Origin of the sequence: Mycolicibacterium aubagnense, from assembly GCF_010730955.1 — a bacterium.
Classification (GTDB): domain Bacteria; phylum Actinomycetota; class Actinomycetes; order Mycobacteriales; family Mycobacteriaceae; genus Mycobacterium; species Mycobacterium aubagnense.
Map to the genome: position 1 here is coordinate 1 of NZ_AP022577.1, position 19,480 is coordinate 19,480.

The following is a 19,480-nucleotide window of genomic DNA, read 5'->3' on the forward strand; positions in this document are numbered from 1 at the left end:
CGGCGCGGATTGATTCCACGGCGCGTGCGGTCGTGTCGAGTGGATTTCGTCGACGGCGTCGCGGAACGCCGAATCGAGCCGATCGCGGGGCTGCGGCAGGCTGAGGGGAAGTTCTAGGCTGATCCGTCCGGGAGGAGGCCAGCACCAGGATTCGGTCGCACATGAGTACCGCTTCTTCGATGTTGTGGGTGACCATCAGCACCGACTTGGTTGGCGGTTGACGGCTGGACCATAGATCGAGGAAGTCGGTGCGCAGGGTTTCGGCGGTCAGCACGTCCAGCGCGGAAAACGGTTCGTCCATCAGCAAAATGATGGGCTCGATGACGGTGGCCCGGGCGAAGCCGACTCGCTGACGCATCCCGCCAGACAGTTCGCGTGGGTAGGCGTGTTCGAAGCCTTGCAGCCCAATGTTATTGATGGCTTTGGTGGCCCGCCGGTTGGCATTCTCCGGGTCGACGCCGAGGGCGTCGAGACCGGCTTCGACATTTTGCTGCACGGTCAGCCACGGAAACAACGCGAATGTCTGAAACACCATGGCCATGCCGTCGGGTGGCCGTGTCACGGGTTGTCCGAGATAGGTCACCTGCCCGCGGGTGGGTTTCATCAGGCCATCGGCGATACGCAGCAGTGGATTTGCCGGAACCGGAGCGGCCGAGCAGTCCAAGGATCTCGCCGTCGTGCAGGGTGAGGTTGATGTCCTCGAGCACCGTCAGCGGATTGTCGGCGCCCGTCGCGAAGGTCATGCTGACGTTCTCAAGCTGCACTGGCTCTGTGTTGTGCTCGTCCACCGTGAATTCCTTCTAATCCAGCCTGGTGCGGCGTTCGGCGAGCGTAGAGCGGCCGCCAAAGGCCCGGTTCATGGCGATGACCATCACCGACATCACTGCCACGCCCAAGACGATGCGGGAAGTCGCCTCGGTAGGTGTTGTCGGCGATGTAGGCGCCCAGGCCGGAGCCGTTGAGCTTGGTCGAACCCAGCTGACGATTTCGGCGACGATGCTGGCATTCCAGGCCTCGCCGGAGGCGGTGATCGCGCCGGTGACGTAGAAGGGGAACACGCCGGGCAGCATGACGTCGCGCCACCAACGCCAGCCGTGGATGTGGAAACTGGATGCCGCCTCGGAAGTCGGTGGGAAATGCGGTCGCGCCGGCGATCACGTTGAACAAGATGTACCACTGCGCGCCGAGGATCATCAACGGGCTCAACCAGATTCGCGGATCGGCATGGAAGTTCACGATCAGGAACACCACGACCGGGAACAGCAGATTCGCGGGGAACGCGGCCAGGAACTGCGCCACTGGACTTTTCGGCGAGAGTGGGTCGCAGTCCGACGAACACCCCGATCGGTACCCAGATCAGCGACGCCAACGCGACCAGGACCAGCACGCGCAGCAATGTGAGGCCCCCGTTGGATACCGCAGTCTGCACGTCGCGCCAGTGCAGCGCGGATGCCTCGTGGCGGACTAATACCGCCGCAGCCCAGCCCACCACGGCGGCGATCAGGGCGAACCAGACCATGTCGACCAGTCGGCGCGTACGGGAGCCCAGCGCAGGGCGCGGCAGGTTCACCGGCGGATTCAGTCGCATCCGGCCGGCCCGATTTAGCCGCGCCCAGCGGCGCCACTGCCGCGCGCAGGTGCGATGCGCGAGTGAACAGGCTGTAGACGACACTACGGGGAAAGACTTGCGCCGCAGCCTGCTCGTAGCGAAACCTTCCGCCCACACCACCATCGGCCGAAACAGGATCTGGTCGATGAGCAGAATCGTCGCGGTCATCGCCATGATCGCCCACCCCACCGCACCCAAATTGCGGTTCTGTATCGCCAATGCGACATAGGAGCCGACGCCGGAAGCGACACCTGGACATTGCCCACCGAGATCGCTTCGGCGGCCACGACGAAGAACCAGCCGCCCGACATCGACATCATCATGTTCCACACCAGCCCGGGCACCGCGAACGGTGCTTCCAGCCGCCAAAACCGTTGCCATCCCGAGAATCGGAAGCCGCGGGCTGCCTCGTCAAGGTCGGTGGGCAGCGTACGCAGCGACTGGTAGAAACTGAACGCCATGTTCCAGGCCTGGCTGGTGAACACCGCGAAAATGGCGGCCAGCTCCGGCCCCAGGATCCGCCCCGGGAACAGCGATACGAAAACGCGACCGTGAAGGACAGATACCCGAGAATCGGCACCGACTGCAGCACATCCAGCAGCGGGATGAGGACCATCTCCGCGCGGCGGCTTTGGCCGCCGCCGTCGCATAGGTCAGTGTGAACAACAACGAGGCGATCATCGCCGTCAACATCCGCAACGTGGTTCGCAGCGCATAGCCCGGCAACGCCGCTGGCGACAGTGAGATTGCCGGTTGATGTGTCATCACGAAGGAACCCGACAACGCATGGGCGCCGACACCGACCAACGTCAGCGCAAGCAGTAACACCATTGCGGCCGCATCGCGCCAGTTCATGCCGCGGTCATGCCCAACCCGGCCAATCAGCACCTCGACGTGATGCTCCACTTCGCTCCCATTCCGAATCCTGGCCCGACCCCGCAATCCTTGGCCGGGAGGCAGGCCTGCTGGTTAAGCCTGTGCGATCCATTCGCGGGCTACGTCGGCGTCGGCCTCGAAAACGCCCGGTAGGTGCCCGGCCAGAGGAACCCAAACAGCTCGCTGAACTTCGCGATGGGCTTGCCCAGGCGACGTCGGTGACCACGGCGCAGCGTTCCCAGTCGAAGAAATGGGCGAAGCCGAGCTTCTGATCCTCCCAAATGGCGCCCGGGTCAAAGCCTTCCACGTCAGGGGCGATCTCAACGTAGATACGCAATTTCTCGACGGCGCAGCCGGTCGTCGAAGTCAGGTATCAGGACCTTCTCGTAATCAGCCCTCGTTACCTGACCGTGGTACGCAAACGCTGCGACATTGTCGGGAAAGCCCGTCAGCAGCTCGATCATCAATTCCTCCTCGCTGAGCGTCCCGGCGGCCTGCTGCTCGTGGTCCCATGTTGCGTCCTGCGGACAGGCGCCTGGGATTACGAAACACGAGGTATGGCTTCGGCGTTGAGCGATCTCGGCGTTCGGTGTGAGTTGGTTGTCCACTCGACACTGTCGAAGCTGCGGCCGGTCAGGCTAGGGAACAAAGGCCTCACCAACGTCCACGGCCGCGTTATTCCCGTCCCGTTCACTAGTTAGCCACATATTGTTTCGAATTACGTCACCCGTGTGAAACTGAGGATTGAACAGGGGGCGGATGCGGACGTGCGGGAGCGAATGTGGTTGCGCGGCCGGATTCTGGTCGCTGACTAGTGGCGCCCGATTGAGGGACTTCGGTCCCTACCGGCGTGTTGCCGCCGCGCAGTGAGATAGCCGTACTGGCACAGACGATCCTCACAGCCGTGTCACGACGTTTGTGTCACGTCATCGCCTGGCGATGCGCTCACTCAACGGAGGTAGCCATGAGCATCACACCGCAGATCGAGCCGAGGACGCGTCTGTTTGCCCGCGTGCTGGGTCCGTACTCGTGGTTGCGGCACTGACCATGATCAGTCGGACCGCTTCCATGCGTTCGATGATCGATGCGTTCACCGCAGACGCCGTGTGGCCGTGGGTTGCCGGCGCATTCGTTTTACCGATGGGGCTGGTGGTCATCGCGCTGCACCCGTACTGGCGGGGACCGGCCGCTGCGATCGTTTCGGTGCTGGGCTGGCTCACCGTCTTCAAGGGAATCGGGCTGATTCCCTCAGACCTACCTGCCCATGGGGCACACGGTCCTCAACGCCGCTCCGTGGTGGCAGATCGTGTCGGTCTTCGTCGCGCTGGTTGGGTTGTACCTCACTTACGTCGGCTGGGTGCCGGCCCGTAGCCAGACGGCTTCACATCAGTCCGCACGTACCGCACCTGATGCCGCACGCCGCATGAACCCTGAGCGGGCTCAGCCAGACGTCTCTTCGCCGGCCGCCGACCTCGCCATCGGTCCGACCGATGGTCCTCACGCCGAGAATCCACCGCCACTGATTGGCCCGGCGGTTGCCCCGCCTGGCGGCCCGCGTACGTCTCTGCGTGCTCGGGCCGTTTCGGCGTGGCGGGTGCTCGGCCCGGGCTTTGTAACCGGATCATCCGACGATGATCCGTCCGGCATCCAGACCTACAGCCAGACGGGCGCCCAATTCGGCTATTCCCAGTTATGGGTGGCGGCCTGGACATATCCGTTCATGGCGGCCATCCAGGAGATTTGCGGCCGGATCGGCATGGTCACCGGCCGCGGCCTGGCGGCGATCTTGCGCGAACACTATTCGCGCAAAGTGCTTTTCGTCGCGGTATCGCTGCTCATGGTCGCCAACGTCGTCAATGTGGGGGCCGACCTCGGCGCGATGGCGGCCACCGGGCAACTGCTGGTGCACGCCCCATTCCTGGCTTGGCTGGCCGTGATCGTGGTGATCTCGCTCGTGCTGCAGGTCTTCGTGCCCTATCCCGCGTACGCCCGATTTTGAAGTACGCGTGTCTGAGCCTGCTCGCTTATGCCTTGGCGGCCTTCGTCATTCATCATCCGTGGTGGCCCACGGTGGCGGTGAGCGCCTTCGTTCCGCATGTCGAGTGGTCGAGCGACTACGTGCTCAACATCGTCGCCGTCCTGGGCACCACGATCACGCCCTACTGCTTCTTCTGGCAGGCCGACCAGGAAGTGGAGGAGGACTACGCCCGCGGTCGAATGCAGTTCTATGGCAAGGGTGTTCCGGTGCTTCACGACCGGGACATCCGTAACATGCGGACTGACACCGCGGTCGGCATGGGCTTTTCCAACGTGGTGCAGTTCTTCATCATCCTGACGTGCGCCTCCACCCTTCACCAAGCGGGTGTATTCAATGTTGATACCCCGGATCAGGCCGCCGCCGCGCTGCGGCCGCTGGCGGGTGATTTCACCTTCTTGCTGTTCGCGATTGGGATCGTCGGGGTCGGGTTTCTCGCGGTACCAACTTTGACGGGTTCGGCGTCCTACGCGCTGTCTGAGGCGCTGGGCTGGAAAGCGGGGCTCGGATACACCTTCCGCCAGGCCCGTGCTTTCTATGTCGTGATTGCGGTGGCCACGATTGTCGGCGTCGGTCTGAATTTCATTGGGATTCCGCCGTTTCGGATGTTGTACTACGCCGCCGCGGTCAATGGTGTGCTGGCGCCACCTTTGATGGCGCTGATCACGTTGGTCGGCAACAACCGCTCGATCATGGGTCAGCACGTCAACAACCGGTTCGCCAACATCATGGGCTGGGCGATCGTGGTGATCATGGGTGCGTGTGCGCAGCGCTGCTGGGGTCACTGCTCACTGGTGCATGACAACGACAGGTGCGCAGTAAACCCAGGTGACCCTTTGGAGGACCATAGATGCGGGTGGTCCTGGATCAACCTACGTCAAGGTTCACATGCTGCGCACGTCGTCGTCATCGGCAGACCTATTGTTCCAGTGCAACGGAATCTGCATAACTGGCCAGCCACGGTCGAGGTGTCAAGGCAGGAGGAGGCGCAGTGACAGCGATCAGCACAGTCGCCGCGGTTCTCGCGTTGCCCGCCTACACCGATAGGCAGGCGGATATCGGTACCGCCGTGCTCGTCGGCCTGTGGGTAGTACTTGCGGTGGCGCTCGGCGTGCGATGGTGGCGGCGACGGTGATCGTGGGGTGGGTGCGGATCGAATGCGAGCACCCGGCCTGTCTTCGCGTCAGCTGTTCGACATCTGCGAATCCGCTGTGTTCCGTTTGACTTCCATCCGGGCCGGGTTCATCATTGACCGCGGTCAGCACCTTGCTAGGTGAGGCTCCTACGTGAACACAGGCCACTGATCTGACGACGTCGAGAGACGCCCAAGATCAGGACAGGTCTTCCCGGATTAAGGGATGACCCAAAGTGGCTCCCCGCGAGAGCGGGGTACGTCGCGTAGTGCCGAAGCCCTGACGAGAGGGGTGCTCCGCCGGCTTTTCGCGCTGGCGGTTTCTCCCTCCCGTTGTGCGTGGTGCTGTGGATACTGCAGGCGCCCCCGCGCGCCGCGGCCGTGAAGGAGGTGACGGACAACCCGATGAGTCCCAGTGATAGTCCCTATCCCCATCTGAACCTCATGTTGTTTCCGACCTCGCCGCGGCGTAACAGCCGCTGAATCACCGCCTGTTTCTAGCACCACTGCATGGCGCCGGGCCGCATCCGTTGCGGTACCGCCCAGTTGTAGTGCACAGCAATGTGATTCGGCGAATGCACGTCGCGGTCTGCGCCCCTGCAAGGAGCCCTGCAATGGCCATCGCCCCGACCTACAGCACCGGAGGCGTTCCTGCGGATCGTCACCGCCGTATTTTCGGGTTCACCGACCTATGGATAATCGGCTGCGCTGCCCTGCGCCGGTTCGTTAATCGGCGTCGCCTCACTGCCCAAGAACAGGCCAACCTGGCCCGCGTGTACGCCGGCAGCCGACCGGCGGTGTTCACCGCCTCGTTGGGTGGGCACTGCTTTTCGGCCGGGCGCTGGTGAACCGGTGCCGGCCACTGACCCGAATCCGGGCCACCACCGTGGCCCGGTTCGAGGCCGAGCCTGCGGATGCGCACCGCCCGGGCGATGCTCGCGGCCGGGAAACACCCCACCGCGGTCGCCGAGTCTTGTGCGGTGCCGTTGGCGCTGGTCGAGCTGATCCGCGATGAGCTGGCCGCCGTTCACCCTGAATTCGCTCTCTGTCCTTACGATCCGCCTGTTCCCGCCGCCGGCGCGGCACACCGAACCCAAGGAGTACCCGTGAACCACAACACCCCACGCGACGACCATGCCGGCACCGGCGGCGCGCCGGTCATCCACCTGTCCGAACTGCTGAAGGCGCCGGTGGTATCTCGCTCGGGTGAGCCGGTCGGCAAAGTGGAGGACGTCATCGTCCGCCTCGGCAGTAGCGAGGAATACCCGGCGGTGACCGGCTTGGTGGTCGGTGTCGGTGGCCGACAGGTGTTCGTGTCCGCCGACATCGTGCGGTCGCTTTCCGAGCACCAGGTGGATCTGACCAAGAACAAGGTCGACCTGCGCACGTTCGGTCGGCGCGACGGCGAATACCTGCTCAAAGCCGACGTGCTCGATCACCGGTTCATCGATGTGCCGAACGCAGAACTGCTGCGCGCCTACGACATTGAGCTCGAAGACACCGGCGCCGGCTGGGTGCTGGCGCGCTTGGATACTCGCCGCCCGGCCCGATTCTTCGGTCTGATCAAGTCTCACGGCGGGCACGCGGCGCGAGACTGGAAAGCGTTCGAGCCGATGATCGGCCACGACCAATCGATGCTCGTGCGCCGTGTTCAGGGCCGGGTGCACACCCTCAAGCCGGCGCAAATTGCCGATCTGCTCGAAGACGCGACCGCGGCTGAAGGCGGCGAGATTCTGGAGCGGGTGCGCTCCAATCCCGAGCTGGAAGCCGATGTGTTCGAAGAACTCGATCCCGAGAAAGCGAGCAAGCTGTTCGATGACATGCCCGACACCGAGGTCGCTGGGGTGCTCGGGCGGATGCGTGCCGATGACGCCGCCGACGCGGTGTCCGATCTGCGCCAGTCGCGGCGCCGCAGGGTGCTGGACCTACTGCCAGCGGCGCAGCGCACCAAGGTCGTCACGTTGATGGGTTTCAACCCCGATTCCGCGGGCGGTTTGATGAACATCGATATCGCCACATGCCCGTTGGAAAGCACTGCCGCACAGGCGCTGTCGGTGATCGCCGAGGCCCGCACCCTGCAGCCTGAAGCGCTGCTCAAGATGCATGTGCTGGGAGCCGACGGCCAGCTTGCGGGGGTGGTGTCGGTGATCGTGCTGCTACAGGCCGATCCCGGCGCCGACGTCACCGCGCTGATGGACACCGACCCAGTGCGGGTCGGTCCGGATGCCGACCTGACCGACATCGCGTTGCTGATGTCGGACTTCAACCTGGCCACCGTGCCGGTGGTCGACGAGGGCGACCACGTCCTGGGCGTGGTGACCTACGACGACGTTCTGGAAGCACTCATCCCCGAAGACTGGCGCCGCCGCGAACCCGCGCCCCGGCCCATCCGCGACATCGGCACCACCGGTAACGGAGCGCAGTCATGATGACCAACAACACCCCCACCGCAGCCGGACAGCCATCAGGTGCGGCCAGCCCGGCACCGGCCGGGCCACCGAAATCACCACCACCGAGCGCGGTGCTGGACTCGGCACATCTCGGTGACATCGAGGGCGCGTTCGGCAAGATCAGTATCAGCGACCCCGACACCGGCTCCACCCTGAAAACCCGGCTGCTGACCTTGGCGGCCATCCTGGGTCCCGGCATCATCGTCATGGTCGGCGACAACGACGCCGGCGGCGTGGCCACCTACGCCCAGGCGGGACAGACCTACGGCTACAGCCTGCTGTGGACCCTGTTGCTCTTGATCCCGGTCCTGATCGTCAACCAGGAGATGGTGGTCCGCCTCGGCGCGGTCACCGGTGTCGGCCACGCCCGACTCATCAACGAGCGTTTCGGCCGCGGCTGGGGATGGTTCTCCGTCGGTGACCTATTCCTGTTGAACTTCCTGACCTTGGTCACCGAGTTCATCGGTATCGCCTTGGCGGCGGACTACTTCAACGTGTCCAAATACATCGTGGTCCCCACCGCCGCGGTCGCGTTGATCGCGATTATGGCCAGCGGCAGCTTCCGCCGGTGGGAACGGGCCATGTTCGTGTTCATCGCCATCACCCTGCTGCAACTACCCATGCTGCTGATGGCCCACCCACAGTGGGGCCATGCCGCGAAATCGTTTGTAGTACCAAGCATTTCCGGTGGCATCACCTCCGATGCGGTGTTGTTGATCATCGCGATCGTGGGTACCACCGTGGCCCCCTGGCAGCTGTTCTTTCAGCAGTCCAACATCGTCGACAAGCGCATCACCCCGCGGTTCATCGGCTACGAACGCGCCGACACCGTGATCGGCGCCTTCGTCGTCATCATCGGCGCCGCGGCATTGGTGATGGTCGGCGACTTCGCCGCGCACGTATCCGGCAAGACCGACTTCGTCGACGCCGGCGATATCGCGCACCTGCTCGGCGCACACAGCCACGCGCTCGGCTCGATCTTCGCGATCGTTCTACTCGACGCATCCATCGTCGGCGCAGCGGCCGTCACATTGGCCAGCAGCTACGCGTTCGGCGACGTCTTCGGCATGAAGCACTCCCTGCACCGCGGGTTCAAAGATGCCAAAGCGTTCTACGTGTCCTACTGCACCATGATCGCCCTGGCCGCCGCGATCGTGCTCATCCCCGGCGCGCCGCTGGGGCTGATCACCACCGCGGTACAAGCCTTGGCGGTTGTTGCTACCCAGCGCCACCGTGTTCCTGCTGTTGCTGTGTAACGATCGGGAAGTGTTGGGGCCCTGGGTGAACCGGCCCTGGCTTAACGCCGTGGCCGGTGTCATGGGGTGTTGCTGTCGTCGATCCTGATGGCCACCACCATGTTCAAAGACCTCAACGTCATCGCCGTCACCGAATATCTCGCCGGCGGCCTCGTCGTCGGCGCCGGGATTGGCTTCGTCGCACTGCGATTGATGTCCCGCCGCCAACCTGCGGCCACCGTAAAGCCGGTGGACGAACTGGACCGCGACACCTGGCGGATGCCGCCGCTAGCGCTGCTGGAACCAGTCCAGTGGAACGCGGGCACCCGTCTTGGCATGATCGCCCTGCGCAGCTACCTCGTTGTCGGGGCAATCTTGTTGGTGGTCAAGGCAATCCAGATCAGCCACGGAGGCTAACGACGAGAGAACACTGGTCTGATGGCTAGGACTACGGTCCCGGGCGGTCGGCCGGGTACGTGCCTGGATCAGTGTCATCGCGGCGGTGGCACTGGTCCCGTGGATCCTCTACCTCGGAGGAACACTTCCGCAGGACTACGCCGCGGCCCACTGGCGCGCCACCTGGATCGGATTCGATGTGTTGTTGGTGCTGTTCCTGTTCGCCACGGCAGTCCTGGGCTTCCTGCGCAGCCCGCTGCTGACCGTCGTGGCGTTCACCACCGGGGTGCTGCTGCTGTGCGATGCATGGTTCGACGTGATGACCGCACAGCACGGCGATCAGCTCACCTCAGTCATCAGCGCCGTGTGCGGCGAACTGCCACTCGCAGTGCTGCTGATCGGCGGCACGCTGCGCATCGTCCGACTCAACGAACCGCCATTCTCCCGCCGAATGCTGCTGCGCGAATTGGTCACCGGCCAACCACACGACCACCGGTAGCGAACCCAACCGATCAGCCACGACTCGTCGACGATCCCATCACGACACGAAACCTCAGGAGAACATCATGATCAACACGCTGGACATCGTCCTGCGGATCGCCGCCGGACTCGGCTTGGGGGCCGCCATCGGACTGGAGCGCCAGTGGCGCTCCCGTAACGCCGGGTTGCGCACCGCCGCTCTGGTCAGCCTCGGGTCCACGCTGTTCGTCGTGATGGGCGGATACTCCTTCACCGGCATTCACGCCGACCCCACCCGTGTCGCGGCCCAGGTCGCCTCCGGGATCGGTTTCCTCGGTGCCGGCGTGATCATGCAGCAAGGCGCCACCATCTCTGGACTCAACACCGCCGCCACCCTCTGGGCTTCGGCCGCCGTCGGCGCCCTCGCGGGCGGAGGCATGATCATCCCCGCCGCCATCGGAAGCGGCGCCGTCATTGCCGCCAACATCTTCTTGCGCCCGGTCGGGCGGACCCTGGACCGCCACCATGGTCCCGGCGCTGAAAAGCCTTCTGCCGAATATCGATTCGAAGTCCGCTGCGCCACGACCGCCGAAGTGCACATCCGCAGCCTGGTATTCGACGCGATCTCGCACCCCAACCTGACTGTGCGGTCCATCACGGCGATCGACCTACCCGACGGTGAAGGAGTCCGCATCGCCGCCACCGTCATCGCCGACGAACGTGACGATCACCGCATCGAAGCCGCCCTCGCCGACGTCATCAAAGCACCCGAAGTCACCGGCGTCCGATGGAGCGCCGACGAGATGAGCCCAGTCGACTGATCTGCCCCGGAGCCAACGAAAGGCGAATCCGTATGTCATTCATGAAAATACGGCCAGCAGTGGTGGGGCTGATGCTTGGTGTGCTGGGGTCACCGCTCGCTCCTGATGTGGCTCGTGCGCAACCGCCCACGCCGCCGGTCCTGCCATGGATGCCGGGGCCGCCGGTGCCCGTCAACGGCACGATGGGTAGCTACTCGAATTGGTACAACATCATTGCGGTGGCCCCGCCGGCCGCGTTCGACGCTCGAGGAGTCCGAGCCACAGCTGGCGTTGACCCCGCGATGGAAGCTGACGGCATGCCCGGTAGCGCGCTGGGCTTGAGCCCTAACAAAGCCAACGCACTGACCTCAAGCAGCAGCCGCTACCGGATCGGCGCCGGCCTCAGCCCCAACCCGACCCTGCCGACGGTCACCCCCGGCACCAACATCGGCGCGGGCATGGAAGTTCCCACCCTGGAGGACCCGGGCGGCGCCGCACCCAAAACGCCCGCCGCCGCCGAATCAGCCCAGCCGACCACCGCCCCGCAGGTGCCTGGGCAACCCGCACCCGTCCTCGAAGCCGCGAACGGTCAGCCGACGGCGGCAACACCCACGCCCACGGCCGCACCGGCGCCCGCCAGCCCTCCACCGGTACAGGTGCCGGCCGCATCGCCCGACTCCTAAAGGAAAGCGTTGTGTTGGCGACGCCGCCTTCCAAGACGATGAGGTGTTGTCGTGATTGGCGAAGTCATCGCCTCGGGTTCCTCACCGATCACGAACGCTCATCCACACTCTACCTCGCGGATCAGCCCCGGAGAACCTGCGGATTTCCTGAATCTGACCTGTCCGTGCGTTCAGTGGATGGACGATGAATTCATGCGACTCGACATGAGCGAGGACCGCGCCATCGCCGAGGTGACCGCGCGTTTAGCGGCTCATTTCCCGTCGCGCGACTCGGTCGACGTCGTGATCGCCGTGCGACGGGCATTGTCACGCTTCGATTCGTGTTCGGTGCGCGATTTTGTTCCGCTGCTGGTAGAGCGCCGTGTACGAACGGAGTTCAGCGCCCAGACCTAGGGACAGCAACTCCGTCGTAGCAGCGGTCGAGTATGTCGGCACCGGATTTGATCCAGCTGCCCTTGGTCAATTCGCGATGGCCTACCGCGGCAACGACGATGTCGGCGTCGCTGAGGACGGCCGACAGGTTGGCGGTCTTGGAGTGGCAATACGTCACCGTTGCATTGCGTTCCAGCAGCATCCCGACCGGTTTGCCCAAGATGGAGCTGTGGCCTATGACGACGGCGTGTTGACCGGTGGGACTGAACGGTGAATTATCTGACCGCCGGGTTGCGTCCATCAAGGTGGTGTAGAGTCGGACCTGATCAGCGGTACCGGCGTGTCGTAGCCGAGGATTGAAGGTCATCGCGTGATTCTTCGAGAGACCGTCAAAAGTCACTCGAGCAAAGGAATCGACGCGATGACCACTGCCCACAATATCGATCTGCCCACTGTGCTGGCCGAACGACTCACCACTGCCCATCCCGACGTGCTGCGCGAGCTGCTGGCCACGTTCATCCACACCTGATGGGCGCCGAAGCCGACGCCCTATGCGGTGCCGGCTACGGCGAACGCTCGGCTGAGCGCACCAATTCCCGCAACGGCTACCGACACCGTCAATTCGACACCCGTGCAGGGACTTTGGATCTTGTCCCGAAGCTGCGGCAAGGATCCTACTTCCGGACTGGCTGCTGGAGCGCCGTAAACGCGCCGAGCGGGCCCTGACCACGGTGGTGGCGACGTGTTACCTGCTTGGTGTCTCGACGCGGCGGATGGACAAGCTGGTCGAGACCCTGGGCATCACGTCGTTGTCGAAGTCGCAGGTGTCGGTGATGGCCAAGGAACTCGACGCCGCCGTGGAGGCGTTCCGGACCCGGCCGCTCGATGCCGGCCCGTATACGTTCGTCGCTGCGGACGCTCTGGTGCTCAAGGTGCGTGAAGCCGGCCGGGTGGTCAACGTGCACGCCCTGATCGCCGTCGGGGTCAACGCCGAGGGCTACCGCGGATCCTGGGAATCGATGTCACGACCGCTGAGGACGGGGCGGGCTGGTTGACGTTCTGGCGGTCGTTGACCGCCCGCGGCCTGTCCGGGGTCAAACTGGTCACCAGCGACGCCCACGCCGGGCTGGTCGCCGCCATCGGGGCCACCCTGCCCGGAGCGGCGTGGCAGCGCTGCAGAACCCACTACACGACCAACCTGATGTCCGTCACTCCCAGAGTTCGTGGCCCTGGGTGCGCACCCTGCTGCACTCGGTGTTCGACCAACCTGACGCTGAATCCGTTGCTGCTCAATATGATCGGATCATCGACGCATTGTCCGACAAGCTGCCCAATGTCGCCGATCACCTCGAAGCGGCGCGGCCGGATCTGCTGGCGTTCACCGCGTTCCCAAGCAGATCTGGCGCCAGATCTGGAGCAACAATCCCCAGGAACGACTCAACAAGGAGATCCGCCGGCGCACCGACGTCGTGGGCATCTTCCCCGACCGCGCGGCCTGATCCGTCTCGTTCGCGGCGGACGACCCCGCGGCACTGCCCGCCTGACCCAACTACCTCGAAGAATCACACGACGACGTCATACACCACGTCCCTGGACTTGACCGACCGCCGTTGGGATTCCAAGCTGTCTGCCACCCGGGGAGAACGCCAGACGATTCATGGGTTGGTGGCTGGAGGTTGGTGCTAACAGATTCGAGTCCCGTTAGCTGCGGTGAGTTGACGCGCGGCTCAATTGGGGATGGGTAGGCTGCGGTGCGGTGTACCGGATCGAGCCGAGGGATGGCAGCGTGGCGGTCGTGATCACTGTGGCGGTGGAGCCCTCAGACATCAGTGTTATCCGGTGCTCAGATGCCTTATCCCTCTGTTCGCTGAACAGCCGGGTGGGTCGATGACCTCGAAGCCACCCTCCCCAGCTATATCCGCGTCGCTGAGCGCCGAGGCCGCGGCGACCGCTTCGGTCGAGCAGGTCCTTGGCTGGCTGGAAACTTGTGCGGACGGGTTGTCCGCTGCCGAGGCTGCTGAGCGGTTGCAACGGTTCGGGCCGAACGCGCTTCGCAGCCACCACGTCAGGGCCTGGTCGGTGCTCGTTCGCCAGTTCCGAAACGCAGTGATGATCATGCTCGCCATAACCGCGCTCGCGTCGTATTTCCTCGGCGACCACACCGACGCCCTGATCATAGGGATCATTCTGAGCGCCAGTGTGGGGCTGAGCTTCATCAACGAGTATCGGGCCGAGAAGACGGCGGCGGACTTGCATGACAGCGTCCACCACCGCGCACAGGTGCGCCGCGACGGGACGGTCATTGACGTGGATGTCGTCGACCTGGTGCCCGGTGATGTCATCCGGCTCTGCCTGGGAGAGGCCGTGCCGGCTGATGTGCGGTTGATCGAAACCACGGCGCTGGAGTGCGACGAGGGCATCCTGTCCGGAGAATCTACGAGCGCGGAGAAGTCAACGGCGCCGGTGGCACCGAGGGCTGCCCTGGTCGATATGACTGATCTGGCCTTTATGGGCACCATCGTCAGCGGCGGCGAGGGTCTGGCGGTGGTTTATGCGACCGGCCGGGATGCCGAATTCGGCCGGATCGCCGCGGATTTGGGGGAACGCCAACCCGAGACGACTTTTCAGGCCGGGCTGCGGCAGTTCTCCTACCTGCTGGTGAAAGTTGCGATTGCGCTGACTGTCTTCATTTTGATTGCCAACATCTTGTTGCACCGACCGGTGATCACATCGCTGCTGTTCGGCCTTTCCATTGCCGTGGGGATCACACCGCAGCTGTTGCCCGCGGTGGTCAGCACCAGCTTGGCGACCGGCTCCCGACAGCTTGCCAAGGTCAAGGTCCTCGTCAAGCGGCTGGTATGCATCGAAGACCTCGGCGATATCGATATTCTCGTCACCGACAAGACCGGAACCCTGACCGAGGGCCACATCAGCCTCATCGACACGGTCGACCCGGTGGGGGCCCACAGCGATTCCGTGCTGCGACTGGCGTTGTTGGCTTGCGATGTCGATCCCATCACTGGCGCCGCGGCGGCCAACCCGTTAGACGCCGCATTGTGGGAGCACCCCGGCGCGCGGCAGCTCATCGGCAATGACGTCGCGCAGATGGCGGTGCTGCCGTTCGACCACGTTAGGCGGGCGACGTCGGTGTTGGTCGACGACCACGGCAAACGGCTGCTGGTAGTCAAGGGTGCCCCTGAACAAGTGATGTCCCGTTGCCAAGGTGTACCACAAGATGCCCAGGCGACGACGTTGTCGGCCTTGTTCGCTGCCGGACGCCGCGTGGTGGCCGTGGCAGTCAAGCCCGCGCCGCAGCTGACCACCATCACCGCCGATGAGGAATCCGACCTCATGCTGGCCGGATTCTGCTACTTCGCCGACGAGCCCAAGACAGCCGCCCGCCAATCTCTCGCCCAGCTCAGGGCACTCAACATCGAAGTCAAGGTTGCCACAGGAGATAATGCGCAGGTCGCCGAAAAAGTCTGTGCCGACTTGGGTCTCGCGTCCAAGGGCACAATCACCGGCGCAGATATGGCCCATTACGGCGACGAAGAGTTCAGCCAAGCCGCTCAGAACCACACCATCTTTGCCCGCATTTCCCCGGAGCAAAAGCAGCGGCTGATGACGGCCATGCGGCGCACGGGACGCTCGGTGGCCTTCCTCGGCGACGGGGTCAACGACGCACTGGCGCTACATGCCGCCGACGTGGGTATTTCCGTCGACACAGCCACCGATGTGGCCAAAGACGCGGCCGACGTCATCCTGCTAGAAAAAGACCTCGGTGTGCTGGCCATCGGGGTGGCCGAGGGACGGCGGATCTTCGCCAACACCATCAAGTACGTTTTCATGGGGACGTCAAGCAATTTTGGCAATATGTTCAGCGCAGCGGCGGCCTCGGCGGTCTTGCCGTTTCTGCCGATGCTGCCCGGCCAGATCCTGCTGGGCAACTTGCTCTACGACACCTCCCAGCTGGCGATCCCCACCGACCGTGTCGATGACGAGCAGCTGCATGCGCCCGCACATTGGAACATCGGGTTCATCCGACGGTTCATGCTCACCTTCGGACCGATCAATTCGCTGTTCGACTTTTTGACCTTCGGATTGATGCTCGGCGTTCTGCACGCCGGGGAGGTGCAGTTCCACACCGGATGGTTCCTGGAAAACCTTGCCACCCAGACGTTCATCGTTTTCTCTATTCGTACCCGCAAAGTGCCGTTCTGGCATAGCAGGCCCAGCGGTCTGCTGACGACGACATTGCTGTCGGTCGACGTGGTCGGCGTTGTGCTTACCGTGACGCCGCTAGGTGCGACGCTGGGCTTCACCCCGCTGCCCCGGCAGTTCTTCGTGGCGCTGCTGCTGTTTATCCTCGCCTATCTGGGCTTGGTCGAGGCAACCAAGAAGGTGTTCTATCGCGAGCCGCTGCTCGTCTCCGGCGAGCCGCACCGCACCCGGGGCCCTGCACACCGAATCCAGCGGCGCGCCGCGCGCTTCAGCCATCGCGGCCGCATCCATTAAGTCACCAGCACGGGACGCCCAACGAGGTAATGGCATCCCGTCACATCACGTGACGCCGAAACGCACCGCTTGCCCGTATATGGGGACTGCACCGCATACCGAAAATCTCGGAAGCCACCTTTTGTAGTCCTGTGGCTGTCGGCGGGCGGGGATCACAACGCTGGCCCAGGCCTGCCCACGTTCATCGGTCGCGATGGGTTCGGCGAATCAGCCAGCGACGTAGTTCGTCGGCCCCCCAGACGATGAAGGGGTAGGGGATGGTCAATGCCAACATGGTGGGGCTTAATGCGGCGGTTCCTAGGACGGTTTGCACCGGTGGGACATAGATGATTACCGCGGCGAGGGCGAGTTCGAAGGCGATGCCCCACAACAACAGCGGGTTCGACAGGACACCAACGGTTTTCAGCGAGACGTGTTCGGTGCGGGCGGCGAATGCGGTGCCGATTTGGCCGGCCACCATGCCAAAGAAGGTCATGGTAGTGGCCTGCTGGTAGGCGTGGTGCAACGGTGTGCCGGGGCCGGTTGGGTCGCCGGGGTGCCATCCGGCCTTGAGCAGGACGTAGAAGAATCCGCCGATCGCGAGGGCTGCGGCGATGACACCGAGGAACAACCAGGCGCGCAGCAGCATGGGTAGGCGGATGACCGATTCTGTGCGTTTCCGAGGTGGACGTTGCATCAGCCCGGGTTCTGCAGGTTCCCGGCCGAGCGCGAGGGCGGGCAGAGTTTCGGTTCCGACGTCGAAGGCCAAGAGCTGCAGCACGGTGAGCGGGAGCGGCACCGCGCCCCCGGACAATGCGAACACGAGGAACGGGGCAACCTCGGGCGTGGCGTGGGCAAAAATATAGAGGATGAACTTTCGTATATTGTCGTAGACCCGTCGGCCGGCTTGCACCGCGACGGTGATGGTCGCGAAGTTGTCGTCGGTGAGCACCATGGTGGCAGCCTCTCGGGCCACGTCGGTGCCTGAACGGCCCATCGCCACACCGATGTCGGCCCGGCGCAGCGCGGGGGCATCGTTGACTCCATCGCCGGTCATTGCCACGACGTGCCCGGTGGCCCGCAGCGCATCAGCGATGCGCAGCTTGGCTTCAGGTGAGGACCGGGCGAAGATCAACTCGGTGGGCCCTGCCAGTAATTGGTCGAGTGTGGCTTCACTCATCTGGTCGAGTTCATCGCCGCTCACGATGGTGGGCTCGCCGAGAATGATCCCGACCTGGCCGGCGATTGCGGCGGCGGTCAGCCCGTGGTCGCCGGTGATGATGATGATGCGGATGCCTGCTGCATGGCAGTCGGCGACGGCGGCGGGGACCTCGGGGCGCGGTGGGTCGATCATGGCCACCAGGCCGAGCAGCGTCAGATCGCGCTCGACCTGATCACGGTCCGGCGGGTTGGCATCGGATTCGAGGCGACGGTCAGCGACCGCCAGCACCCGCAGTCCGTGCCGGGCCTGAGTGTCGACCAGGTTGGTCAGTGCGGCGCGCCTGGCCAGTGTCAGCGGCTGGGGATGTCCGTCAGCGTCAAGTTCGTTCTCGCACAATGGGAGGACAGTTTCCGGTGCACCCTTGGTGTGTGCCCAGACGCCAGCGTCGTTTTGGTCAACGGTGGACATGCGCTTGCGTGCTGGATCGAAATGGAACAGCCGGAGCCGCTCGCGCTGGCGCTGCCCTGGTTCAAGGCGAACACCTAGCGCGCCTGCGGCGGTGAGCATCGCGATTTCAGTCGGATCACCCGTTGCGACCTGCGCGTCGATATCGGCGTTGTTGCAGGCTGCCATCGCCGTCGCAACACGCGCCAGCGTCGCATCGTTTCGCGCCGACGGGTCGGCGCCATCGAAGGTGTGACTTCCCGTCGCGGTGGCGATTACGGTGACCCGCATCTGGTTTTCGGTCAGGGTGCCTGTCTTATCCGTGCAGATCACATCCGTGGAACCGAGGGTTTCCACTGCACTCAGTCGCTTTACGACCGCCCCTTGGCGAGCCAATCCGCGCACCCCGATCGCAAGTGCCAACGTGATAACCGGCAGCAGGCCTTCGGGGACGTTGCCCACAAGCAAGCCGACGGCGAAGATCACGGCGTTGACGAACGATAGGCCGGCGCCCAGGGTGGCCACGGGGATGAATGCCGCCCCCATCAACACCGAAATCAGGGCAATCAGCCAGGCCACGCGCCGGACCTGGTGCTCGAGCGGGCTCTCGTCGTGTTCGACTCGTTCTGAAAGTGCTGCGATTCGGCCCAGCTCGGTATGCATGCCGGTGGCGAACACCACTCCGCGGGCTTCCCCCTCGGTGCATGTCGTGCCGCTGAATACCAGTTCACGCGCGTGCAGCACCGGAACTGTTGTGTCGACCAGGTCGGCCGACCGGAACGTCGGCATCGACTCGCCGGTCAGTGCAGACATGTCGACCTCGATGCCACCGTCGAAAAGTCGGGCGTCGGCGGAGATTCGGTCGCCTTCTTCGATGACCAGAACGTCCCCGGGCACCAGATTGACGGCGTCGATTTCCGACTTCCGTCCGTCGCGAATCACCTTGGCCCGTAACGGCATATACGCTGCCAGTGCTTCCACTGCTTTTTCGGCGTGGCGTTCCTGCGCGAAGGCGAACGTGGCATTGATGACGATCACGATGACGATCGCGATGGCCACCGGCTCGATGCGCACTGTTAACGCCAGACCCGCTGCCGCCCACAACAACAGGGCCAGTGGATGGGTGAACTGCCGGACCAGTTCACGTGGCCAGGTGCGCCCACCCTGCCGTCGCAGCTGGTTGGACCCGACATGGACTAATCGCCGCTGTGCCTCGCGTGTTCTTAACCCGTCGCGGCGGCTGCGGAGATTGCGAAATAGCAGGTCAACCGCTTCCGTCGGGTCCAGCGCAGTGTCTGGCTCAACGTCGGTGATATCGGTCATCGTTCACCTG

The 19,480-nt window shown here is 64.1% G+C and carries 16 protein-coding genes, 3 pseudogenes and 1 riboswitch; of the genes and pseudogenes, 13 read left to right on the top strand and 6 right to left on the bottom strand.

Going from position 1 to position 19,480, the window contains the following annotated elements; all coding sequences use genetic code 11:
* Positions 1 to 298: 298 nt before the first annotated feature.
* Positions 299 to 743 (bottom strand): annotated as a pseudogene (locus tag G6N59_RS31760) (ATP-binding cassette domain-containing protein); the annotation flags it as partial.
* Positions 744 to 858: 115 nt separating this feature from the next.
* Here G6N59_RS31760 and G6N59_RS30930 point away from each other — a divergent pair.
* Positions 859 to 1,047 carry a hypothetical protein gene (locus G6N59_RS30930; protein WP_235678717.1) on the top strand — a complete coding sequence of 63 codons (189 nt, stop codon included), beginning with the start codon at positions 859 to 861 and terminating at the stop codon, positions 1,045 to 1,047.
* Between the two features lie 726 nt (positions 1,048 to 1,773).
* Here the strand turns inward: G6N59_RS30930 and G6N59_RS30780 are convergent.
* From G6N59_RS30780 to G6N59_RS30935, 3 genes are all read right to left on the bottom strand, one after another.
* Positions 1,774 to 2,259, bottom strand: a complete 486-nt coding sequence (locus G6N59_RS30780; RefSeq protein ID WP_306789603.1) for an ABC transporter permease subunit — start codon at positions 2,257 to 2,259, stop codon at positions 1,774 to 1,776.
* Positions 2,260 to 2,471: 212 nt separating this feature from the next.
* Entirely contained in the window at positions 2,472 to 2,792 is a 321-nt protein-coding gene (locus G6N59_RS31765; RefSeq protein ID WP_407665917.1) for a SpoIIAA family protein, read from the bottom strand.
* Between the two features lie 13 nt (positions 2,793 to 2,805).
* Positions 2,806 to 2,949, bottom strand: coding sequence for a hypothetical protein (locus G6N59_RS30935; protein ID WP_235678718.1), 144 nt, complete (start codon positions 2,947 to 2,949; stop codon positions 2,806 to 2,808).
* A gap of 800 nt (positions 2,950 to 3,749) precedes the next feature.
* Between G6N59_RS30935 and G6N59_RS31460 the strand changes: the two genes are divergently transcribed.
* From G6N59_RS31460 to G6N59_RS30945, 10 genes and pseudogenes are all read left to right on the top strand, one after another.
* On the top strand, positions 3,750 to 4,484 hold the full coding sequence (locus G6N59_RS31460; protein ID WP_306789604.1) for an NRAMP family divalent metal transporter: 735 nt from the start codon (positions 3,750 to 3,752) through the stop codon (positions 4,482 to 4,484).
* 32 nt (positions 4,485 to 4,516) lie between these two features.
* The gene (locus G6N59_RS31465; protein ID WP_163910741.1) at positions 4,517 to 5,515 is read left to right on the top strand and encodes an NRAMP family divalent metal transporter; all 999 of its coding nucleotides are present in this window, start codon (positions 4,517 to 4,519) and stop codon (positions 5,513 to 5,515) included.
* Positions 5,512 to 5,655: a hypothetical protein gene (locus G6N59_RS00040; RefSeq protein ID WP_163910744.1), complete on the top strand. Its 144-nt coding sequence runs from the start codon at positions 5,512 to 5,514 to the stop codon at positions 5,653 to 5,655. The genes G6N59_RS31465 and G6N59_RS00040 overlap by 4 nt, the downstream gene beginning before the upstream one ends.
* Before the next feature lie 123 nt (positions 5,656 to 5,778).
* Positions 5,779 to 5,951, top strand: a riboswitch (M-box (ykoK) riboswitch).
* Positions 5,952 to 6,266: 315 nt separating this feature from the next.
* Positions 6,267 to 6,500, top strand: a complete 234-nt coding sequence (locus G6N59_RS00045) for a hypothetical protein (protein WP_138230239.1) — start codon at positions 6,267 to 6,269, stop codon at positions 6,498 to 6,500.
* 342 nt (positions 6,501 to 6,842) lie between these two features.
* Positions 6,843 to 8,081, top strand: a complete 1,239-nt coding sequence (locus G6N59_RS00050) for a magnesium transporter MgtE N-terminal domain-containing protein (protein ID WP_234884199.1) — start codon at positions 6,843 to 6,845, stop codon at positions 8,079 to 8,081.
* Positions 8,078 to 9,754, top strand: a pseudogene (locus tag G6N59_RS00055) (NRAMP family divalent metal transporter). The gene G6N59_RS00050 and the pseudogene G6N59_RS00055 overlap by 4 nt, the downstream one beginning before the upstream one ends.
* A gap of 85 nt (positions 9,755 to 9,839) precedes the next feature.
* The gene (locus G6N59_RS00060; protein ID WP_163910748.1) at positions 9,840 to 10,232 is read left to right on the top strand and encodes a hypothetical protein; all 393 of its coding nucleotides are present in this window, start codon (positions 9,840 to 9,842) and stop codon (positions 10,230 to 10,232) included.
* A gap of 70 nt (positions 10,233 to 10,302) precedes the next feature.
* A complete protein-coding gene (locus G6N59_RS00065; protein ID WP_170212389.1) occupies positions 10,303 to 11,013 on the top strand; it encodes an MgtC/SapB family protein in 711 nt (236 codons plus the stop codon).
* A gap of 41 nt (positions 11,014 to 11,054) precedes the next feature.
* Complete coding sequence (locus G6N59_RS00070; protein ID WP_163910751.1) at positions 11,055 to 11,675, top strand: hypothetical protein; 621 nt, start codon at positions 11,055 to 11,057, stop codon at positions 11,673 to 11,675.
* Positions 11,676 to 11,726: 51 nt separating this feature from the next.
* A complete protein-coding gene (locus tag G6N59_RS30945; RefSeq protein ID WP_235678719.1) occupies positions 11,727 to 12,068 on the top strand; it encodes a three-helix bundle dimerization domain-containing protein in 342 nt (113 codons plus the stop codon).
* Here the strand turns inward: G6N59_RS30945 and G6N59_RS31470 are convergent.
* The gene (locus G6N59_RS31470) at positions 12,052 to 12,414 is read right to left on the bottom strand and encodes a Rossmann-fold NAD(P)-binding domain-containing protein (RefSeq protein WP_163910753.1); all 363 of its coding nucleotides are present in this window, start codon (positions 12,412 to 12,414) and stop codon (positions 12,052 to 12,054) included. The two genes, G6N59_RS30945 and G6N59_RS31470, sit on opposite strands and share 17 nt — an antisense overlap.
* Before the next feature lie 54 nt (positions 12,415 to 12,468).
* On the opposite strand from G6N59_RS31470, the pseudogene G6N59_RS00085 reads away from it, so the two are divergent.
* Positions 12,469 to 13,543: pseudogene (locus tag G6N59_RS00085) on the top strand (IS256 family transposase); the annotation flags it as partial.
* A 391-nt stretch (positions 13,544 to 13,934) separates the two neighbouring features.
* Positions 13,935 to 16,562 (top strand): magnesium-translocating P-type ATPase, encoded by a 2,628-nt coding sequence (gene mgtA, locus G6N59_RS00090; protein ID WP_138230244.1) that lies wholly within the window; start codon positions 13,935 to 13,937, stop codon positions 16,560 to 16,562.
* Positions 16,563 to 16,743: 181 nt separating this feature from the next.
* Here mgtA and G6N59_RS00095 read toward each other — a convergent pair whose 3' ends face one another.
* Positions 16,744 to 19,470 carry a cation-translocating P-type ATPase gene (locus tag G6N59_RS00095; RefSeq protein ID WP_138230245.1) on the bottom strand — a complete coding sequence of 909 codons (2,727 nt, stop codon included), beginning with the start codon at positions 19,468 to 19,470 and terminating at the stop codon, positions 16,744 to 16,746.
* Positions 19,471 to 19,480: the final 10 nt, after the last annotated feature.

What these genes read in the sequence shown, in the direction of transcription:
- G6N59_RS30930 (WP_235678717.1), top strand. Translation starts at nt 859, where the DNA reads ATGGCGATGACCATCACCGACATCACTGCCACGCCCAAGACGATGCGG.
- mgtA (WP_138230244.1), top strand. Translation starts at nt 13,935, where the DNA reads ATGACCTCGAAGCCACCCTCCCCAGCTATATCCGCGTCGCTGAGCGCC.
- G6N59_RS30935 (WP_235678718.1), bottom strand. Translation starts at nt 2,949, where the DNA reads ATGATCGAGCTGCTGACGGGCTTTCCCGACAATGTCGCAGCGTTTGCG.
- G6N59_RS31460 (WP_306789604.1), top strand. Translation starts at nt 3,750, where the DNA reads ATGGGGCACACGGTCCTCAACGCCGCTCCGTGGTGGCAGATCGTGTCG.
- G6N59_RS00070 (WP_163910751.1), top strand. Translation starts at nt 11,055, where the DNA reads ATGAAAATACGGCCAGCAGTGGTGGGGCTGATGCTTGGTGTGCTGGGG.
- G6N59_RS31470 (WP_163910753.1), bottom strand. Translation starts at nt 12,414, where the DNA reads ATGACCTTCAATCCTCGGCTACGACACGCCGGTACCGCTGATCAGGTC.
- G6N59_RS00095 (WP_138230245.1), bottom strand. Translation starts at nt 19,470, where the DNA reads ATGACCGATATCACCGACGTTGAGCCAGACACTGCGCTGGACCCGACG.
- G6N59_RS30780 (WP_306789603.1), bottom strand. Translation starts at nt 2,259, where the DNA reads ATGCGACGGCGGCGGCCAAAGCCGCCGCGCGGAGATGGTCCTCATCCC.
- G6N59_RS00045 (WP_138230239.1), top strand. Translation starts at nt 6,267, where the DNA reads ATGGCCATCGCCCCGACCTACAGCACCGGAGGCGTTCCTGCGGATCGT.